Annotated in this window: 15 protein-coding genes, 1 pseudogene and 1 riboswitch; of the genes and pseudogenes, 11 read left to right on the plus strand and 5 right to left on the minus strand. The window is 53.4% G+C overall.

The annotated features are described in order from the left end of the window. Positions 1–305 precede the first annotated feature (305 nt). From DK872_RS08630 to DK872_RS08655, 6 genes are all read left to right on the plus strand, one after another. Positions 306–1,541, plus strand: coding sequence for an extracellular solute-binding protein (locus tag DK872_RS08630; protein WP_007371215.1), 1,236 nt, complete (start codon positions 306–308; stop codon positions 1,539–1,541). A gap of 56 nt (positions 1,542–1,597) precedes the next feature. Continuing rightward, complete coding sequence (locus DK872_RS08635; RefSeq protein WP_007371216.1) at positions 1,598–2,902, plus strand: carbohydrate ABC transporter permease; 1,305 nt, start codon at positions 1,598–1,600, stop codon at positions 2,900–2,902. A 10-nt stretch (positions 2,903–2,912) separates the two neighbouring features. Next, entirely contained in the window at positions 2,913–3,764 is an 852-nt protein-coding gene (locus DK872_RS08640; RefSeq protein ID WP_079517655.1) for a sugar ABC transporter permease, read from the plus strand. A 4-nt stretch (positions 3,765–3,768) separates the two neighbouring features. Next, positions 3,769–4,968 (plus strand): arabinogalactan endo-beta-1,4-galactanase, encoded by a 1,200-nt coding sequence (locus DK872_RS08645; RefSeq protein WP_035888880.1) that lies wholly within the window; start codon positions 3,769–3,771, stop codon positions 4,966–4,968. 31 nt (positions 4,969–4,999) lie between these two features. Further along, positions 5,000–7,057 carry a beta-galactosidase gene (locus tag DK872_RS08650; RefSeq protein ID WP_161518232.1) on the plus strand — a complete coding sequence of 686 codons (2,058 nt, stop codon included), beginning with the start codon at positions 5,000–5,002 and terminating at the stop codon, positions 7,055–7,057. Between the two features lie 66 nt (positions 7,058–7,123). After that, complete coding sequence (locus tag DK872_RS08655) at positions 7,124–7,444, plus strand: glucose PTS transporter subunit EIIB (protein WP_007371220.1); 321 nt, start codon at positions 7,124–7,126, stop codon at positions 7,442–7,444. A 234-nt stretch (positions 7,445–7,678) separates the two neighbouring features. Here the strand turns inward: DK872_RS08655 and DK872_RS08660 are convergent, their stop codons facing one another. Further along, the gene (locus DK872_RS08660) at positions 7,679–8,944 is read right to left on the minus strand and encodes a maltoporin (RefSeq protein WP_161518234.1); all 1,266 of its coding nucleotides are present in this window, start codon (positions 8,942–8,944) and stop codon (positions 7,679–7,681) included. Between the two features lie 268 nt (positions 8,945–9,212). Here DK872_RS08660 and DK872_RS08665 point away from each other — a divergent pair, with 268 nt between their 5' ends. Next, positions 9,213–10,286, plus strand: coding sequence for a LacI family DNA-binding transcriptional regulator (locus DK872_RS08665; RefSeq protein WP_144135103.1), 1,074 nt, complete (start codon positions 9,213–9,215; stop codon positions 10,284–10,286). Between the two features lie 54 nt (positions 10,287–10,340). Here DK872_RS08665 and DK872_RS08670 read toward each other — a convergent pair whose 3' ends face one another. Beyond that, positions 10,341–11,174, minus strand: coding sequence for an FkbM family methyltransferase (locus DK872_RS08670; RefSeq protein WP_107146741.1), 834 nt, complete (start codon positions 11,172–11,174; stop codon positions 10,341–10,343). Between the two features lie 34 nt (positions 11,175–11,208). After that, positions 11,209–12,192 (minus strand): radical SAM/SPASM domain-containing protein, encoded by a 984-nt coding sequence (locus DK872_RS08675; RefSeq protein ID WP_161518236.1) that lies wholly within the window; start codon positions 12,190–12,192, stop codon positions 11,209–11,211. Positions 12,193–12,761: 569 nt separating this feature from the next. Between DK872_RS08675 and DK872_RS08680 the strand changes: the two genes are divergently transcribed. Both DK872_RS08680 and DK872_RS08685 read left to right on the plus strand, forming a co-directional pair. Beyond that, positions 12,762–14,300 (plus strand): methyl-accepting chemotaxis protein, encoded by a 1,539-nt coding sequence (locus tag DK872_RS08680; protein WP_007371225.1) that lies wholly within the window; start codon positions 12,762–12,764, stop codon positions 14,298–14,300. A 508-nt stretch (positions 14,301–14,808) separates the two neighbouring features. Further along, positions 14,809–14,898, plus strand: a pseudogene (locus tag DK872_RS08685) (IS200/IS605 family transposase); the annotation flags it as partial. Positions 14,899–14,979: 81 nt separating this feature from the next. Here DK872_RS08685 and DK872_RS08690 read toward each other — a convergent pair. After that, on the minus strand, positions 14,980–15,240 hold the full coding sequence (locus tag DK872_RS08690; protein ID WP_035888754.1) for a hypothetical protein: 261 nt from the start codon (positions 15,238–15,240) through the stop codon (positions 14,980–14,982). Next, on the minus strand, positions 15,215–15,658 hold the full coding sequence (locus tag DK872_RS08695; RefSeq protein ID WP_233218378.1) for a DUF2778 domain-containing protein: 444 nt from the start codon (positions 15,656–15,658) through the stop codon (positions 15,215–15,217). Before DK872_RS08695 ends, DK872_RS08690 begins: the two co-directional genes overlap by 26 nt. A 282-nt stretch (positions 15,659–15,940) precedes the next feature. Further along, positions 15,941–16,037: riboswitch (TPP riboswitch) on the plus strand. Positions 16,038–16,074: 37 nt separating this feature from the next. On the opposite strand from DK872_RS08695, the gene thiM reads away from it, so the two are divergent. Then, a complete protein-coding gene (gene thiM, locus DK872_RS08700; RefSeq protein WP_035888752.1) occupies positions 16,075–16,863 on the plus strand; it encodes a hydroxyethylthiazole kinase in 789 nt (262 codons plus the stop codon). After that, complete coding sequence (gene thiD, locus DK872_RS08705; protein WP_161518238.1) at positions 16,860–17,660, plus strand: bifunctional hydroxymethylpyrimidine kinase/phosphomethylpyrimidine kinase; 801 nt, start codon at positions 16,860–16,862, stop codon at positions 17,658–17,660. The genes thiM and thiD overlap by 4 nt, the downstream gene beginning before the upstream one ends. The last annotated feature ends 137 nt before the right edge of the window (positions 17,661–17,797 follow it).

Here is a 17,797-nt window from a genome sequence, read left to right on the forward strand (position 1 = left end):
GTCGGATGTTTTTGTTTTACGTATAACAATCAGGCGACAGGTCTGCTCAACCGCGAAAATTCATGCTCAGACTATAACTTCCAGTGATTTCGCGCCCTATATCGAATTTCCATTTCTGTTGCATCTGTCACACAACTGACAGTTAATTCTCGTTTTATTCATCGCTCAAGCGTAGCGTATAACAAATTCGATAAGGCGCGTGAATGCGTTTTAAGCCCAGTGATATCAGGTGATTTTTAAGCTGTCTCATCGGATGTTGCACCATAAAAACCACTAAAATGTTATACCTTGACATGAGGGTGATAATGAAAAAGAGAACACTTACCGCACTGATCCTCTCTGCACTGGCTGCCGGCCAGCTTATTAGCCTGTCGGCGCACGCGGCGACAAAGCAGCTTAACGTCTGGGAAGACATCAAAAAGTCCGTCGGTATCCAGGATGCCGTCAAAGATTTTGAGCAAAAGTATGACGTTAAAGTGAACGTGCAGGAGATGCCCTACGCACAGCAACTGGAAAAATTACGCCTTGATGGCCCGGCTGGCATCGGGCCGGATGTGCTGGTTATCCCCAATGATCAGTTGGGTGGCGCGGTTGTGCAAGGGCTGCTGACCCCCCTGAATCTGGACAAAGAAAAGGTTGACGCCTTTACCCCGGCCTCCATCAACGCTTTTCGTCTGGATAACACTCTGTATGGCGTACCGAAAGCGGTAGAAACGCTGGTGCTGATTTACAACAAAGATCTGCTCGACAAGCCGCTGCAAAGCCTGCCGGAGTGGCTTGAGTACTCGAAAAAACAGCGCGAGCAGAACAAATACGGTCTGCTCGCGAAATTTGACCAAATCTATTACAGCTGGGGCGCTATCGGCCCAATGGGCGGCTACCTGTTCGGCAAAAACGACAAAGGCGGCTACAACCCGCAGGATATCGGCCTGAATAAACCGGGCGCGGTAGAAGCGGTCACCTTCCTGAAAAAATTCTACAGCGAAGGGGTGTTTCCGTCGGGGATCCTCGGTGATAACGGGCTGAACGCCATCGATTCACTGTTTACCGAGAAAAAAGCCGCGGCGGTGATTAACGGCCCGTGGGCTTTCCAGCCTTATGAAGCCGCTGGCATTAATTACGGCGTGGTGCCGCTGCCAAACTTGCCGGACGGCAAACCGATGAGTTCCTTCCTCGGCGTGAAAGGCTATGTCGTCTCCACCTGGAGTAAAGACAAGCAACTGGCGCAGCAATTTATCGAATTTATCAACCAGCCGCAGTACGTGAAAACGCGCTATATCGCCACCCGCGAGATCCCGGCGCAGAAAGCAATGATTGACGATCCGGTCATTAAAAATGACGAAAAGGCCAGCGCAGTGGCGGTACAGGCTGCGCGCGCGACGGCAATGCCGGGCATTCCTGAGATGGGCGAAGTCTGGGGACCGGCAAATGCCGCACTGGAACTGAGCCTGACCGGCAAGCAGGAACCGCAAGCCGCGCTCGATGCCGCGACCAAACAGATCCACATGCAAGTTGAAGCCATGCAGGCCAGTAACCAGTAACCGCTTGTTGTAGCAGAACGGGAGGGCAACCTCCCGTTGTCGAAAAGGAGTCGTACGTGATTATCAGTCCCAGCGAGAATTTTGCCAAAACGCAAGCAGGGCGTCATGCGTGGTGCGGGCTGCTGCTGGCCATTGTGCCAGGCTTTGGTCAGTTTTATCATCGCCAGTGGCTAAAAGGCCTTATCTTCCTTGTCCTGCTGAGCAGTTTTACCGGCATTTTTTATGATTTTTTGCGCGAGGGGATCTGGGGGTTATATACCCTCGGCGAAGAAGTACCGCGCGATAACTCGATCTTTTTGCTGGCAGAAGGGATCATCAGCCTGCTGATCATCGCCTTTGGCCTGATGGTCTGGTATCTGTCGCTACGCGATGCATGGATCAACGGCAAAAAGCGCGACGAAGGTAAGCCGCTGAACAGCGTGCGCAAGCAGTATCAACTGCTGCTCAGCGACGGTTTTCCTTATCTGATGATCACGCCCGGCTTCATCCTGCTGGTGTTTGTGGTGATTTTCCCGATCCTGTTCGGCTTCTCTATTGCTTTCACCAACTACAACCTCTATCACACGCCGCCCGCCAAACTGGTGGACTGGGTGGGATTAAAGAATTTCGTCAATATCTTTACCCTGTCGATCTGGCGTTCGACCTTCCTCGATGTGTTGCAGTGGACGGTGGTCTGGACGCTGCTGGCGACCACGTTGCAATGCACCGTTGGTGTGCTGCTGGCGATCCTGGTGAACCAGAAAGATCTGCGCTTCAAGCCGCTGGTACGCACCATTTTTATTTTGCCGTGGGCGGTGCCGGGCTTTGTCACCATTCTGGTCTTCGCCGGAATGTTTAACGACTCATTTGGCGTGATTAACAACGCCATTCTGGCTTTCTTCGGTATTGCGCCGAAAGCGTGGCTGACCGATCCGTTCTGGACGAAAACCGCGCTGATCATGATGCAAACCTGGCTCGGCTTCCCGTTTGTCTTTGCCATGACCACCGGGGTGTTGCAGGCGATTCCGGACGATCTGTACGAAGCGGCGAAGATGGATGGCGCCAGCACCTGGACCCGGCTGCGCACTATTACGCTGCCGCTGGTGCTCTACTCAATCGCGCCGATCATCATCACTCAGTACACCTTCAATTTTAATAACTTCAACATCATCTACCTGTTTAACAACGGCGGTCCGGCGGTGGCGGGCGCGAACGCTGGCGGCACCGATATCCTGGTGTCGTGGATTTACAAACTGACGATGTCCTCTTCGCAGTACGCGATTGCGGCGACCATCACCATTTTGCTGTCGATTTTTGTCGTCGGGCTGGCGTTGTGGCAGTTCCGCGCGACCAAATCTTTTAAAAACGACGACATGGCATAAGGGAAGAAAAATGGCTAAATCACAAAGTATCCGCCGCGAGAAGTGGATCCGCCTGTCGCTCTCCTGGCTGGTTATCGCGCTGGTATCGCTGATCATTATCTACCCGCTGGTCTGGACGGTCGGCGCGTCGCTGAACGCCGGTAACAGCCTGCTCAGCACCTCGATCGTCCCGGAGAACCTCTCATTCCAGCACTATGCCGATCTGTTTAACGGTCAGGTGAACTACCTGACCTGGTACTGGAATTCAATGAAGATCAGCCTGCTGACGATGGTGCTGACCTTAATCAGCGTCAGCTTTACCGCCTACGCCTTTTCGCGCTTCCGTTTTAAGGGGCGGCAGAATGGCCTGATGCTGTTTTTGCTGTTGCAGATGATCCCGCAGTTTTCCGCGCTGATCGCCATCTTCGTGCTGTCGCAGCTGCTGGGTTTGATCAACAGCCATATGGCGCTGGTGCTAATCTACGTGGCCGGGATGATCCCGATGAACACTTACCTGATGAAAGGCTACCTCGATGCCATCCCGCGCGATCTGGATGAATCTGCGCGCATGGACGGCGCCAGCAACTTCCGCATCTTTATCGAGATCATCATGCCGCTGTCGAAGCCGATTGTGGCGGTAGTGGCGTTGTTCTCCTTCACCGGGCCGCTGGGGGATTTCATCCTCTCCAGCACCATTTTGCGCACCCCGGACAAATACACGCTGCCGATTGGCCTCTACAACCTGGTAGCGCAAAAAATGGGTGCCAGTTACACCACCTATGCGGCGGGCGCGGTATTGATCGCCGTGCCGGTGGCCATTCTCTACCTTGCCTTACAAAAATACTTCGTCTCCGGCCTGACCTCCGGCAGCACCAAAGGATAACCACATGAAAAGATTTACACCCGCTCTGCTTGCTGTTTGTCTCTGTAGTTTGTCCGCCAGCACGTTTGCCGCCGACGCGTTAAAGACGCGCCCGTTCAGCGGCATGCCCGCCGACTTTATTAAAGGGGCTGATATCTCCACGCTGTTGGATGCCGAAAAGCACGGGGCGAAATTTTATAACGACAAAAATCAGCAACAGGATGCGCTCGCCATCCTGAAAGCTAACGGCGTTAACTATGTGCGCCTGCGTTTGTGGGTCGATCCGAAAGACGCGCAGGGCCAGGCTTACGGCGGCGGCGATAACGATCTGGCGACCACGCTGGCGCTGGCAAAACGGGCGAAAGCGCAGGGCATGAAGCTGCTGCTCGATTTTCACTACAGCGATTTCTGGACCGATCCCGGCAAACAGTTCAAACCGAAAGCCTGGGAAAAAATGGATTATGCGCAGCTAAAAACGGCGATCCACGACTATACCCGCGACACCATCGCCCGCTTTAAGCAGGAGGGCGTGCTGCCGGATATGGTGCAAATCGGCAATGAAATCAACTCCGGCATACTGTGGCCGGAAGGCAAAAGCTGGGGGCAGGGCGGCGGAGAATTCGACCGGCTGGCGGGGCTGCTCACCTCAGCGATTGACGGGCTGAAGGAGAACCTGAAAAACGGAGAACAGGTGAAGATCATGCTGCACCTGGCGGAGGGCACCAAAAACGATACCTTCCGCTGGTGGTTTGATGAAATCACCAAACGCAATGTGCCGTTCGATGTGATTGGCCTGTCGATGTATACCTACTGGAACGGGCCGATAAGCGCGTTGCAGGCCAATATGGACGACATCAGCAAGCGCTACAACAAAGATGTGATTGTGGTGGAAGCGGCTTACGGCTATACGCTGGCTAACTGCGATAACGCGGAAAACAGCTTCCAGGAGAAAGAAGAGAAAGCGGGCGGCTACCCTGGCACCGTGCAGGGGCAATATGACTATATCCACGATTTAATGCAGTCCGTGATTAATGTTCAGGGCCATCGCGGTAAAGGTATTTTTTATTGGGAGCCAACCTGGATTGCCGTGCCGGGAAATACCTGGGCGACGCAGGCGGGAATGAATTATATCAACGATAAGTGGAAAGAAGGCAACGCGCGGGAAAATCAAGCGCTGTTTGATTGTCAGGGGAAAGTGCTGCCCTCAGTGAAAGTCTTTAATTAACTCTGGTGTTGTAAATTTCAGGACGTTTAATATGAATAAATTTGCGCCTTTAAGCCCGAAGGTTGTCTCGCTATTGCATGGCGCGGACTATAACCCGGAACAATGGGAGAATTATCCCGGTATTATTGATGACGATATTGCCATGATGAAGCAGGCAAATTGCAATGTCATGTCGATCGGGATATTTAGCTGGTCGAAACTGGAGCCGCGGGAAGGTGAGTTTAATTTCGCCTGGCTCGATTCGGTGATTGAAAAATTATATGCAGCGGGAATTCATATTTTCCTCGCTACGCCGAGCGGCGCACGGCCCGCCTGGATGTCGCAGAAATATCCGCAAGTGCTGCGCGTCGGGCGCGATCGCGTGCCGGCGCTGCACGGCGGGCGGCACAATCACTGCATGACATCGCCGATCTACCGGGAAAAAACGCTGAAAATCAATACGCTGCTGGCTGAACGTTATGCGCAGCATCCGGCGGTACTCGGCTGGCATATTTCCAACGAGTACGGCGGAGAATGCCACTGCGATTTGTGTCAGCAAAAATTCCGCGACTGGCTGCAAGCCCGTTACCAGACGCTGGAAAACCTCAACCACGCCTGGTGGAGCGATTTCTGGAGCCACACTTACAGCGACTGGTCGCAAATTCAGTCGCCGTCGCCGCAGGGCGAAGTGTCGATCCACGGTCTGAATCTCGACTGGCGGCGCTTTAATACCGCGCAGGTCACCGATTTCTGCCGCCATGAAATCGCGCCATTGAAAGCCGCGAATGCACAGCTTCCGGTGACCACCAACTTTATGGAGTATTTCTACGATTACGACTACTGGCAACTCGCGCCAGCGCTCGACTTTATCTCCTGGGACAGCTATCCGATGTGGCACCGGGACAAAGACGAAACGCAGCTCGCCTGCTACACCGCGATGTATCACGACATGATGCGCACGTTGAAAGGCGGCAAGCCGTTTGTGCTGATGGAATCCACGCCGAGCGTCACTAACTGGCAGCCGACCAGCAAAGTGAAAAAGCCGGGAATGCATATTCTGTCGTCATTACAGGCGGTGGCGCACGGCGCGGATTCGGTGCAGTACTTCCAGTGGCGGAAAAGTCGCGGCTCGGTTGAGAAGTTCCATGGCGCGGTAATCGACCATGTTGGCCACCTGGATACCCGCGTCGGGCGCGAAGTATGTACGCTGGGCGAGATGCTGGCAAAACTCACGCCGGTAATGGGCTGTCGCACTGACGCGCGCGTGGCGATCATTTTCGACCAGCAAAACCGCTGGGCGCTGGATGATGCCGAAGGCCCGCGCAATAAGGGGATGGAGTACGAAAAAACGGTTAATGAACACTATCGCCCGTTCTGGGAAAAGGGCATCGCGGTGGATGTCATTAACGCCGACGCGGATCTGAGCCGTTATCAACTGGTGATCGCGCCCATGCTCTATATGGTACGTGAGGGCTTTGCCGAACGCGCCGAAGCGTTTGTCGCGGCGGGCGGGCATCTGGTCACCTCTTACTGGACCGGTGTGGTGAACGAAAGCGATCTCTGCTATCTCGGCGGCTTCCCTGGTCCGCTGCGCAAACTGGTGGGTATCTGGGCGGAGGAGATCGACTGCCTGGATGACAATGAACGCAATCTGGTGCAGGGGCTGGCGGGCAACGAGGCCGGGTTACAGGGGCCGTATCAGGCGCGTCATTTGTGCGAACTGATCCATGCCGAGAGCGCCAAACCACTGGCCACTTACCGGGATGATTTCTACGCCGGGCGCCCGGCGGTAACGGTCAATCAGTTCGGCAAAGGTAAGGCGTGGCACGTCGCTTCGCGCAACGATCTGGCCTTCCAGCGCGATTTCTTTGCCAGCATTATTGACGAACTGGCGCTGCCGCGCGCCGTTGAGCAGGATTTCCCGCCGGGCGTGGTGGCTACCGCGCGTACCGACGGCGAAACCACGTTTGTCTTTATCCAGAACTTCAGCGCTCAGCAACAGACGATTACGCTGCCGCCAGGCTACCAGGATTGTCTGTCGGCCGCGACCGTCAGCGGCTCGCTGGTGCTGACACCGTGGGATTGTCGCGTTGTTAGCCGCCAGGCATAAGCCGACGTAATGTGCCTGCCCATTCGGGCAGGCTTTTTTTTATCTGTCGAAAATCAGGAGCCGATGATGGTGAGTCTTAAATCCTTCCTGCACTACTTCTCCGAACCGAAAAATACCGCGGCAGCGCCCATCAGCGATGCTGAGCTGCAACTGATCCAGCGGCTGGCGCAGGCATTTGGCGGTGCGGAGAACATTGAAAATGTTGATGCCTGTCTGACCCGTTTGCGTGTGACGGTGAAAGATCTGGCCATTGTGGATTCGCAGGCGTTGCAAAATGAAGGCGCGTTGGGGGTGATTATTCTCGGTCAGCAGGTGCATGCCATATTTGGTAAACAGTCAGATGCGCTGCGTAAATTACTCGATGAACATTTCTCCTCCCGCGCATAAATAAAAAAGGGATACCCGTGAGGGTATCCCGAAATAACTAACAGAAAAGCAATGTCAATATAAATTCTGTCAGGCAATGGCCTGGCAGTTCTTGGAGATAAATAACGAGGGCAATAAATTAATATACAAAATCATTCGCGTTATATCGTGGCGACAAACCTGTTCCTGCTCAAATAAGTGAGCGGAGTAAACAGATGCTGCCAATAAAGTGATAACGTGAAGGATAAAGTTTATTTACCACCAGGCTTCCACCTGTACGCCAAAGTTCCACGTATTATTTTTAGTGCCGTCTTCAAATGATTTTCCATCTTCCGAATCATTTAAATACGAAGCGAATACGCGCAATTCAGGCCGTGACATAAATTCCGGGCCATCCGCCAGACCTACAGCGAAGGTGTATTTTTCGCCGCTCTGTTTGTAGTGGGTGCCGTTTTTATAGTCGTCTTTCTGGTAGAAACCGCCGACTTCACCAATCAGACGTACATAATTGGTGAGCTGATACTGTGCGCGGCCAACCAGTGAAACCAGGCGGGTTTTGTCGGTATATTCCGTAATGTCGTTGGCTGAACCGTAGGTCAGCACGTGGTTCAGTGAGAACTTCTCGGTAAGCGGAATCAGGCCGGTGTTAATCACGCGGTAACCGCTGGCGTCGTTCACATAGTGCCACATGTCGTACCAGCCGCCGCCCTGCGACACCATGTTCTGCGCCAGCCCTTTGTTGGCGTATTGCAGCACCAGTTTGTTATAGCCGCCAAACATATCCTGGCTGATTTCGCCGGTCACCATCACGCCGTCATCCGCTTCGTATAATCCGCCGTACTCTTTCTGTTTTTTGGTCGGATTTGGCATAGCGTAGTCGATGCCGAACTCTGTCCACGCGCCTGACCACGGTTTCCAGCCCGCATAGCGAACGTCGATATAGTTGATGTTGACGTCGTTATCGTTATCGACGCGGTAATCAACATCGTTAGCGTCGCCACGGATCCAGGCTACCGAGACCGCCCCAGGGCCGAAGGTGTAGTTTTCAATCCCGGCACCGGAACCGGAGATGTTCCAGTATTTGGTATCAATAATGTGCAGATCGTGGCGCTGGTAGTAACGTTTACCGCCCCAGATTACGGCGTTGGGATCGTTGGGAATAAGCCCTTTGATTTGCAGATTCAACTGACGCAGGCCGAACTGAGCGTCGTCGCCAATAGTGGTTTCGTTGTCGTTAGAGCCGTCGGAAACCATGCTCACCATGCTGTCGAGATAAAAACTCACCTCGTCTTTTTTATACACTTCCGAGCCCAGTTCCAGTTCGCCGTAGGTATCGGATTCGTTACCCAGGCGGCCCAGCTTGTTCTTTTGCCACTCAACCTGCCCGCCATCGCCGGACACGCCTACGCCGCCGCGCAGGTAGCCGTGAAAGTCGATCGGTACAGATATCGCAGCCAGCAGTGAAGGTGAAGTCAGCGCAGCGGCTAACGCAAGAGTGAGAGTGCGTAGCGTAGTGTTCATATCATTCCTCTTATTGTTTTGTATTACGTTCACATAAACGATGTCATAAAATGCCTAAATGTAAAAACAGGCAAACTAACGATTGCGAATGTGTGATTAACTGCAAATAAATCAGCCTTTTTTGTTACCAACAGCGAATTTCTTCACAATGTTGGGTATTGTGAGCGTGATACTTATTTTGCGAAATTGAAGCGGGAGAATGTGTGGTGAGCGTTTTTTTAGGAAGCCCCTGTTACACTTGGCGCATAACAACATAAGGAACCGGACCATGAAGTCTAAAAGTGCAACGCTGGAAGACGTAGCCCGCCATGCGGGTGTCTCCTACCAGACCGTGTCCAGGGTACTCAACAAATCTGCCAATGTATCCGAAGCCACGCGTTTAAAAGTGGAGAAATCCATAGAGTTATTGCGTTACGTACCGAACCGGCTGGCGCAGCAATTAGTGGGAAAGCAGAGTCAGACTATCGGCCTGGTGACCACTTCGCTGGCGCTGCATGCCCCTTCGCAGGTGGCGGCGGCGGTGAAACGCTACGCCAACCTTGATGGCTACCAGGTCTTGATTTCGATGATCGATGAGAACGTCAATCAAGATATCCAGTCCGCCATCAATGAACTGAAGTCACAGCTGGTCGATAAAGTGATCATTAACGTGCCGCTGGAAACCGAAGAGGCCCAGCATATCGCCTCTGACAACGATGACATCGTCTGCTTGTTTCTCGATGTCGATCCGTACAGTTCCGTGTTTAACGTTTCGTTTAACCCGGCGGACGGTACCCGCGCCAGTGTTAAGCATCTGTATGAACTGGGCCACCGCGAGATCGCGCTGCTGGCCGGGCCGGAATCGTCGGTGTCGGCGAATCTACGGCTGAAAAGCTGGATCGATACGCTCAGCGGCTATGGGTTGAAACCGGTAACGGTGTTTCATGGTAACTGGGATGCACAGAGCGGTTACGCTGGCGCATTACAGATGCTGCGCGAAACGCCGAATTTCACCGCCGTGCTGGTAGGCAACGATCAGATGGCGCTGGGCGTATTGAGCGCCTTCCATCAACATCAGATTGCCATTCCCGGCGAGAAATCGGTGGTGGGTTACGACGGCACTTATGAAAGTTCGTTTTTCCATCCGTCGCTGACCACCGTTTCGCTGGATCTCGATTTGCAGGGCAAAGAAGCGGTGCGTCGTCTGCTCGACAGCGGTCATGGCGATGCGGCGCGCAGCTCGTCGGTGCTGCCTGCAAAACTTATCGTGCGCCATTCAACCGGCGCGTTGCAGGAGCAGGGGATCAATTTGCAGGAGATCTCCCAGCAGTTGCAGGCTATTGCGCATAAGCTGTGGAAGTAAGAGATACACGAAGCGCCATCGGCATTGTGCCGGTAGCGCTTCGGTTTACAGCGATTACTGCGCTTTTGGCGTCAGTTTCAGAAAACGCATCATGCCAGGGCGGCGTTCAGAGGTGAGCAACAGGCGGTTGTCATCGGTAAAGTCGCGCAGTTCAGGCAGATTGCTGGTTTCGCGTTCAACGCGTTGCACGGTTTCAATGTCGAAATAGTGCGCGGCGTTGCGCAGAAAGGCGTTGTATTTGGCGAGGAAATCGTCCATCCAGTGGTGAATCTCGATGATCACCGTGCAGGATTTCAGCAGGTTTAACACCTCATCGGTCAGCAGTTCAAACTCGAAGCCTTCGATGTCGATCAGCACCAGAGCGTTATCCAGATCTTGCGCGCGCAGGCTGGCAAAACTGGCAGCATTGGCTTCACCGAGGATGGTCAGCTCGCCGACCGAGTGGTTCTTTTTCCAGTTTTCCGCAATGACGGCGCGGCCTTTTTCCGTTTGCTCAAAGCAGATGGTCTTGCCAATCTTGCCGGAAACCAGCATACCGATGGCGTAGTAGCCATCCGCAGCACCAATGTCGATAAAAGTTGAGAAGCGGCCAGCTTCTGTTGCCTCGATCAGATTCAGGATCTCTTTTTCGTACAGCCCCAGGCACTGGGAGCCGAGATCGAGTTTTCCCCACCAGGTGTCGCGATCGAGATGTAATCCTTTGAACGGGCCGTATTTCACGGTGCCCTGCAACAGGTCGAAGACCTCTAATGACATACGTTCCTGACGCTCACGAATGGTTTCGCGACGCCAGTTTTCTCTCTGCTCCAGCGTGGACTGCTGTGCGCGTTCCAGCATCGGATGGAAATAATCTGCTTCCGCTAAAATAAATTGTTCTACGTTGTTCATTTTCATTATCACCTGAGTGCGGTTAGGCGCTTATTCACAATGACTGCAAAATACGTTTACGCTCGGCGTCGTCTTGCTGGGGCGTGTAATCCGCAACCGCGCAGGAGGCGCAAATACCTTGCTTCAGCCCAAAATCAAACAGCCCGCGGCGGAAACCGCTGAGGGTTTTTGACGCGTAAATATCAAAGATGGATGATGTCGCCACGTTGCCCGCCGGTGCGAGGTTGGTCTTGTCATCTAAAAAGCTCTCACAGCACGGCTGCACTGTACCATCGTAAAAGATGGTGAATTCGCGAAACGGTTTGACGCAGGGGCTGGTGCGAATGGTTGCCGACGCGGCATGCTCGGTCAGCACGCCCGCGCGGTTGGTGCCATATTTGCGCCAGTCCGGCCACTGGATCTTGATTTGCACGCCGCGATGACGGAATAAAATCGACGTCGAATTAACTACGTCGTCGATGCTGAAATCCGGGTACTTATCGCCGCACTCCAGCTTATCCAGCAGTTTGGTTACCCGGCGGCGGATCGCTGCAGGGGTTTGTGTCACATTGGAAGAGGGATGCAGCGTGACGCAGATATTGTTTAACCCGCTGTCAGAGAGCGTACTCAGACGCTCGATATCGAGGAAATCACCGTTGCTGTTAAAGGCGATGTGGCTATAGGGCAGCGCCTCTTTGATGAGGGTGATTTTGCGCTCCAGATCTAAATCCAGCAGCGGTTCGTTATAAAGGTTCAGAGAGATGCGGTTTTCGTAGCGGATCGATGCCAGTTCGGCGCAGATCTTCTCCAGTGTAGTCGTATCCATATAACGCTGAAGCGCCTGGCGGTTAGAGAAGCTCACCGGGCAGTAATCGCACTTACGGTTGCAGTTATACGACAGCTCCAGATTGATGATTTCCACGTGGCGCTTAAACATGATCTGTTTCTGCTCCGCGGTCAGCGTCGCGCTGCGTCGGCTGTCCAGCAGGTTCTTGATGCCCTCATCTGATGCAAAGCTGATCTGCTCAAAATAATTCATGTACATTCTCCTGCCGCAACCGCATGTGGGTAGAACCCGTGCTTTGAGTTTTGTAATGCATTGATATTCATGGATCTATTGCCACATCATGCCGATGAGCTACCAGACGCCGTGTAATGATATCGGCCAGCTGACTGAAAACCTGAGCCCGCAGCCTGATAATTAATTTCCTTTAAGGGACGCGCGGGCGTGATTCGCTTATATTAGGCTGCAGACAGTTTAGCGTTGGGGCAGCAGAGGCTAAGGATGTAACAAACGTGTGTTCATAAGCCTTTTCTGCGCTTAGTGACAAGGGGCGACGCCCGTTAAATCAGGGAAGTCAGGAATGGAACCGGCGGGCTTGAGGTTGAGCGGATTTGGCGTGAGGCCTCTTTTTTGAATACCAGCAAGGCGTTACTTAAGAGATCTCTTCTCCTCGCTCACGACAATAGTTTTGCGTCAGCGTTATTCGTAATTATCTTCTTAGCCTTAACCTAAATATTCACGCTCTTGTGCCGATAATTGTCGCAGGCCGCACCGCTTTTTGTGGGGCCGATGGTTGTGTCGTTATCTTATACAAGGGTAAAAATATGTCATTACGACGGTTTTCTTTTCTTATTTTCAGTCTCTTACTCTGTATCTTCCTTATCAGTTCTACCTCTAACCTTTGGTCACTTACGCGCAGCAACCAGTCACTGGATAGCGTGAACAAAGAAATTCGCGTGGTGTTATCCGTGATCGATCCGATCAACCACAGCCGTACATTGCGGGTCAGGCTGATGGAAGCGATGATTAACTCCAGCCTTGGCGATAGCGAGAAAGCCCGGGCATCACTTGAGAAAGCGCAAGAAGTGATGCAGAAAGCTTCTGCTGCTTTTGACGCCTATCAGGCGGCTTCACATATTGCCGGTGAAGAACAGTTTTCCGTTCCCTATAACAATGCCTGGCATGTTTATGTCAATGATGGTCTGAAACCGTTGATGGATGCCGCGAACCGTAATGACAGCGCGCGCTTTAATCAACTGGTCAGCGATACAATTCCGGTACTCGATCGTCAGTTCGAAATCACGCTGGATAATTTGCTGGCGTTTCGCGAGAAAAACGCGCAGCGCCTTAACAATGATGCGCAGAGCCGCTTTACCAACAGTGTGGTCACTATCGTTATCTTCGCTCTGCTGTTTACGCTGATTATCATCGCCATGTTTATCCTGATACGGCGGCGCGTTCTTTCTCCTCTTGACGCTGCGCGGCTTCACTGTCAGCAGATGGCTGCCGGAGAACTGCATAGCCCGGTGATCTCGCGCTCGAAAGATGAAATCGGGACGTTGCTCAGCTCGCTGGAGCAGATGCGTCTTTCGCTGGTGGACATCATTGCGCAGGTTCGTCATTCAAGCGAAAGCGTGGCTCATGCCGCCGAAGAAATTGCCGCAGGAAATACGGATCTCTCGGCGCGAACAGAGTCGCAGGCCGCTTCCCTTGGCGAAACGGCTGCCAGTATGGAACAACTGACTTCCACGGTGAAACACACCTCAGAAAACACGCACCAGGCTAACCAACTTGCCAGCAACATGCGCAACTCTGCGCAAGAGGGCAACACCATCGTTGAAGAAGCGGTGCTTTCAATGAAGGAAATCGAAAGCAGCTCAGGCAAAATCGATACAATTATCGGCCTGATTGAAGATATTGCTTTCCAGACTAATATCCTGGCGCTTAACGCGGCCGTTGAGGCAGCCCGCGCTGGCGAGCAGGGGCGCGGTTTTGCCGTTGTCGCCAGCGAAGTCCGTAATCTGGCACAGCGCTCGTCGGTTGCTGCGAAAGAGATTAAGGAGTTGATTGAGCAGTCCGGTACTCAGGTTCAGCTTGGCAGCGAAAGGGTGGAGCGAGCGGGCGAAAGCATGAAGCGCATTATCGCTTCCGTTAAACAGGTGTCCGAACTGATGTCGGAGATTGATCTCTCCACCAATGAGCAAAGCCGCGGTATTGAGCAGATCAATATTGCTGTCGCGCAAATGGATTCCGTTACCCAGCAGAACGCCGCACTTGTTGAGGAAGCCTCTGCCGCGGCACATTCGCTGAAAGAGCAGTCGCAATTACTTAAACAGGCTGTGGCTGTTTTCAAACTTAACTGATGACAAACGATGACAGGCAGGCTTCGGCCTGCCTCTCTTTTTGTGGCAGGGTGATTTCTTCAGCAACCGGCCGGATAACGATCAAACAATCCGGATTTGTACTTGCAGGCTTGTTATATGCTTTAAACTTTCTCGGTCCACATGGCCGTATTCGCTGCCCGAAACCGGCATTGATTAACGTGACGCCCGGGATTTGCCCTGGGGAATTCGTCCGGGGGTTGTGTCTTTGATCTCCGCTGGCATTATTGCTGAGTGGCGATTAACGGCTGCTAATCGCAATCAGTTGAATCAGATTCAACTGATTCGGGGTGCCCTTCCTTGTGAAGGCTGAGAAATACCTGTATTACCCGATCTGTAAGATACCCACGTCAGTAACGACGGGATTTTCCGCCGTTGTGTACCCGAATAATGTTCAAAAATGAAAAAAGCCCCGCCTTTTTAGGTTCGGGGCCAGTCTGGCGCGCTTAAATTTACCGTAGGCTGTACGTTAAAAAGTAGCGGCCTGCGTGTGAACGAGGAAATTATCAGACGATATGTGAGGCATCAGGAGAAAACGGAACAAATACATGAACAGCAAATGGAATTGCTAGAGCAATAAGCGGAAAGTGACAATAGCCCCCTTACAGGGGGCATTCTCAAAAGCCACCTTCTAAGAAGGTGGTCTTTTACTTATGTTTGGCTACTGATATTTTCGCCGTACTTTCTGAATAATGAACATCAACAGTGCAGTAACAACGAGCATGAGTAGGAACAGCACCCATAGAAACGATGGATCAGCTTCGCCATCAGCAAATCCCAACCCGGTGCGGTTCAGAAAATCATTACTGATTTGAGACAAATACTCGACCAGCCCGCCCAGAGGGAACAGCACGATAAAGAATGAAGCCACAAGGCAGAGAAGACCGATCAGTGTGTTAATTATTAAATTTGCATGACGCATAATCAGTCCGCCCTGTTACGTCTATACGTCCATATGCCATTAATCCTTTTCCCCCCGGCACTCGAACTTTTTTACGTGCAAGTAACGAGGTTCTGACTAACTGGAAATCAGGAATGTTATAGAAAGTTATACATCCCCACGACTCCCCCTCGCCATTTGGGCGCAACGGGTGAAGCCGGAAAGATCCTCTGTCAACGCCATTAACGAAAACGTGATCACTCATTGTGGAGGCATTGAACAATCCAAACCACTCCTCGTGATTTGTTCCATTCCTGAAATCCTTAACAAATCGCTCTACCTGGTTGGCAATACTCCCGGACGGGGCATCAACGATCCAGTAAGTGCCTACAGGCAAAGCCGCATTTCGTATAAATGCACACTCTGCGATGTTGGTTACTGGTGCTATCCCCGAAAACACTGGAAACGTTCCGACACCGTAAACATGAAGTTTAAGCCGTCTCCCGATACGTCGTTGTAGTCCATCCTGCAAATCTGCATAACATAAAACTCCCTGTAGATTTGCGGGTTATGTTACCGCCGATTTAACCAACCAGCCAGCCTTACCCTCTGAATTTGGGACACATTTGGGGACACAAGTTGGGACACAGCGCATTTTTAAGGGTTGTGTCTTTGTCTTCCCGCTGGCATGATCCTGAACAGGGATTAATGAGAGCATTAATCGCAAGTAGTTGAATTTGTTTTAAATGACTCGGGGTGCCCTTCTTTGTGAAGGCTGAGAAATACCCGTAATACCTGATCTGGATAATGCCAGCGTAGGGAAGTCAGATGCCTGTCGGGCTATCACTTCTTCCACGGCCTGGCAGGAGCGAAACCATGCAACCTGACCTGCTTGATCGTGCGCAAACCGCACATGCCTTACAGCAATTCCGCCGCCATTCCCCGCTTGTTCACTGTATGACCAACGATGTTGTACAAACCTTTACCGCCAATGTGCTACTGGCGCTTGGCGCGTCACCGGCCATGGTGATTGATCGTGACGAGGCGCAGCAATTCAGTGCGATTGCCGATGCGCTGTTGATTAACGTTGGTACCTTAACCCGCGAGCGGGCCGATGCGATGCTGGCGGCTGCCGAAAGCGCAAATGCGGCAGGTAAACCCTGGACGCTCGATCCTGTGGCCGTCGGCGCACTCACTTTCCGTACGCAATTTTGCCAGCAACTGCTTACCCTGCATCCGGCGGCGATCCGCGGCAATGCCTCCGAAATTCTGGCACTCGCGGGAGTGAGCGCAGGCGGGCGCGGCGTGGATACCACCGATACCACCAGCAATGCGTTGCCCGCAGCGCAGGCGCTGGCGCGGCAAACCGGCGCTGTGGTGGCCGTTACCGGCGAAGTGGACTATGTCACTGATGGCCGTCGTACACTGATGGTCACCGGGGGCGATGTGCTGATGACGCGGGTTGTCGGCACAGGTTGCGCGTTATCCGCCGTGGTGGCCGCCAGTTGTGCGCTGCAAGGCGATCGCCTGGTGAATGTGGCCGCCGCCTGCGCCTGGTTCGGGCTGGCGGGTAGCCTGGCGGTCGCGAACAGCAACGGGCCGGGCAGCTTTACGCCCGCGTTTCTCGACGCGCTCTACGCGCTCGGCGGGGAGGGTTCGTTATGAGGCGAATCAATGCATTGACCATCGCCGGTACCGATCCCAGCGGTGGCGCGGGAATTCAGGCAGATTTAAAAACCTTCTCGGCGCTTGGCGCTTACGGCTGCTCGGTGATCACCGCGCTGGTGGCGCAAAACACCTGCGGCGTGCAGTCGGTGTACCGTATCGAACCGGATTTTGTCGCCGCGCAACTCGACTCGGTACTCAGCGATGTGCGTATCGACACCACCAAAATCGGCATGCTGGCGGAAACCGATATTGTCGAAGCGGTGGCGGAGCGCCTGCGCCGCTATCAGGTACGCAATGTAGTGCTGGATACGGTAATGCTCGCCAAGAGCGGCGACCCGCTGCTGTCACCCTCCGCCGTGTCGGCGCTGCGTCAGCATTTACTGCCGCAGGTTTCACTTATTACGCCCAATCTGCCTGAGGCCGCGGCGCTGCTTGACGCGCCACATGCCCGCACCGAGCAGGAGATGCATGCGCAGGGAGAAGCGCTGCTGGCACTCGGCTGCGAGGCGGTGCTGATGAAAGGCGGTCATCTGGATGACGCCGAAAGCCCGGACTGGCTCTTCACTCGTGATGGCGCGCTACGCTTTACCGCACCGCGAGTGGCGACGAAAAATACCCACGGCACAGGCTGCACGCTCTCCGCCGCGCTGGCTGCGCTGCGCCCGCGCCACAACGACTGGGCGTCGACGGTCGCGGAAGCCAAACAGTGGCTGACGGCCGCGCTGATGCAGGCGGATTCGCTGGAAGTCGGTAGCGGAAACGGGCCGGTTCACCATTTCCATCAGTGGTGGTAAACCAGGATCCGAAACGTGCCAGCAGATAATGCTGAAAAAAAAGGCAGCGGTGGAAAATCTCGCCCATGAGTACCAGGCTTATTTCTGCCTGCCGTAAGGCAGGTCGGGATAATCCAATTCGCTTTGCGCGAAGCTTA

It is taken from the genome of Kosakonia sp. MH5 (genome assembly GCF_009935945.1).
In the GTDB taxonomy this organism is placed as follows: Bacteria; Pseudomonadota; Gammaproteobacteria; order Enterobacterales; family Enterobacteriaceae; genus Kosakonia; species Kosakonia radicincitans.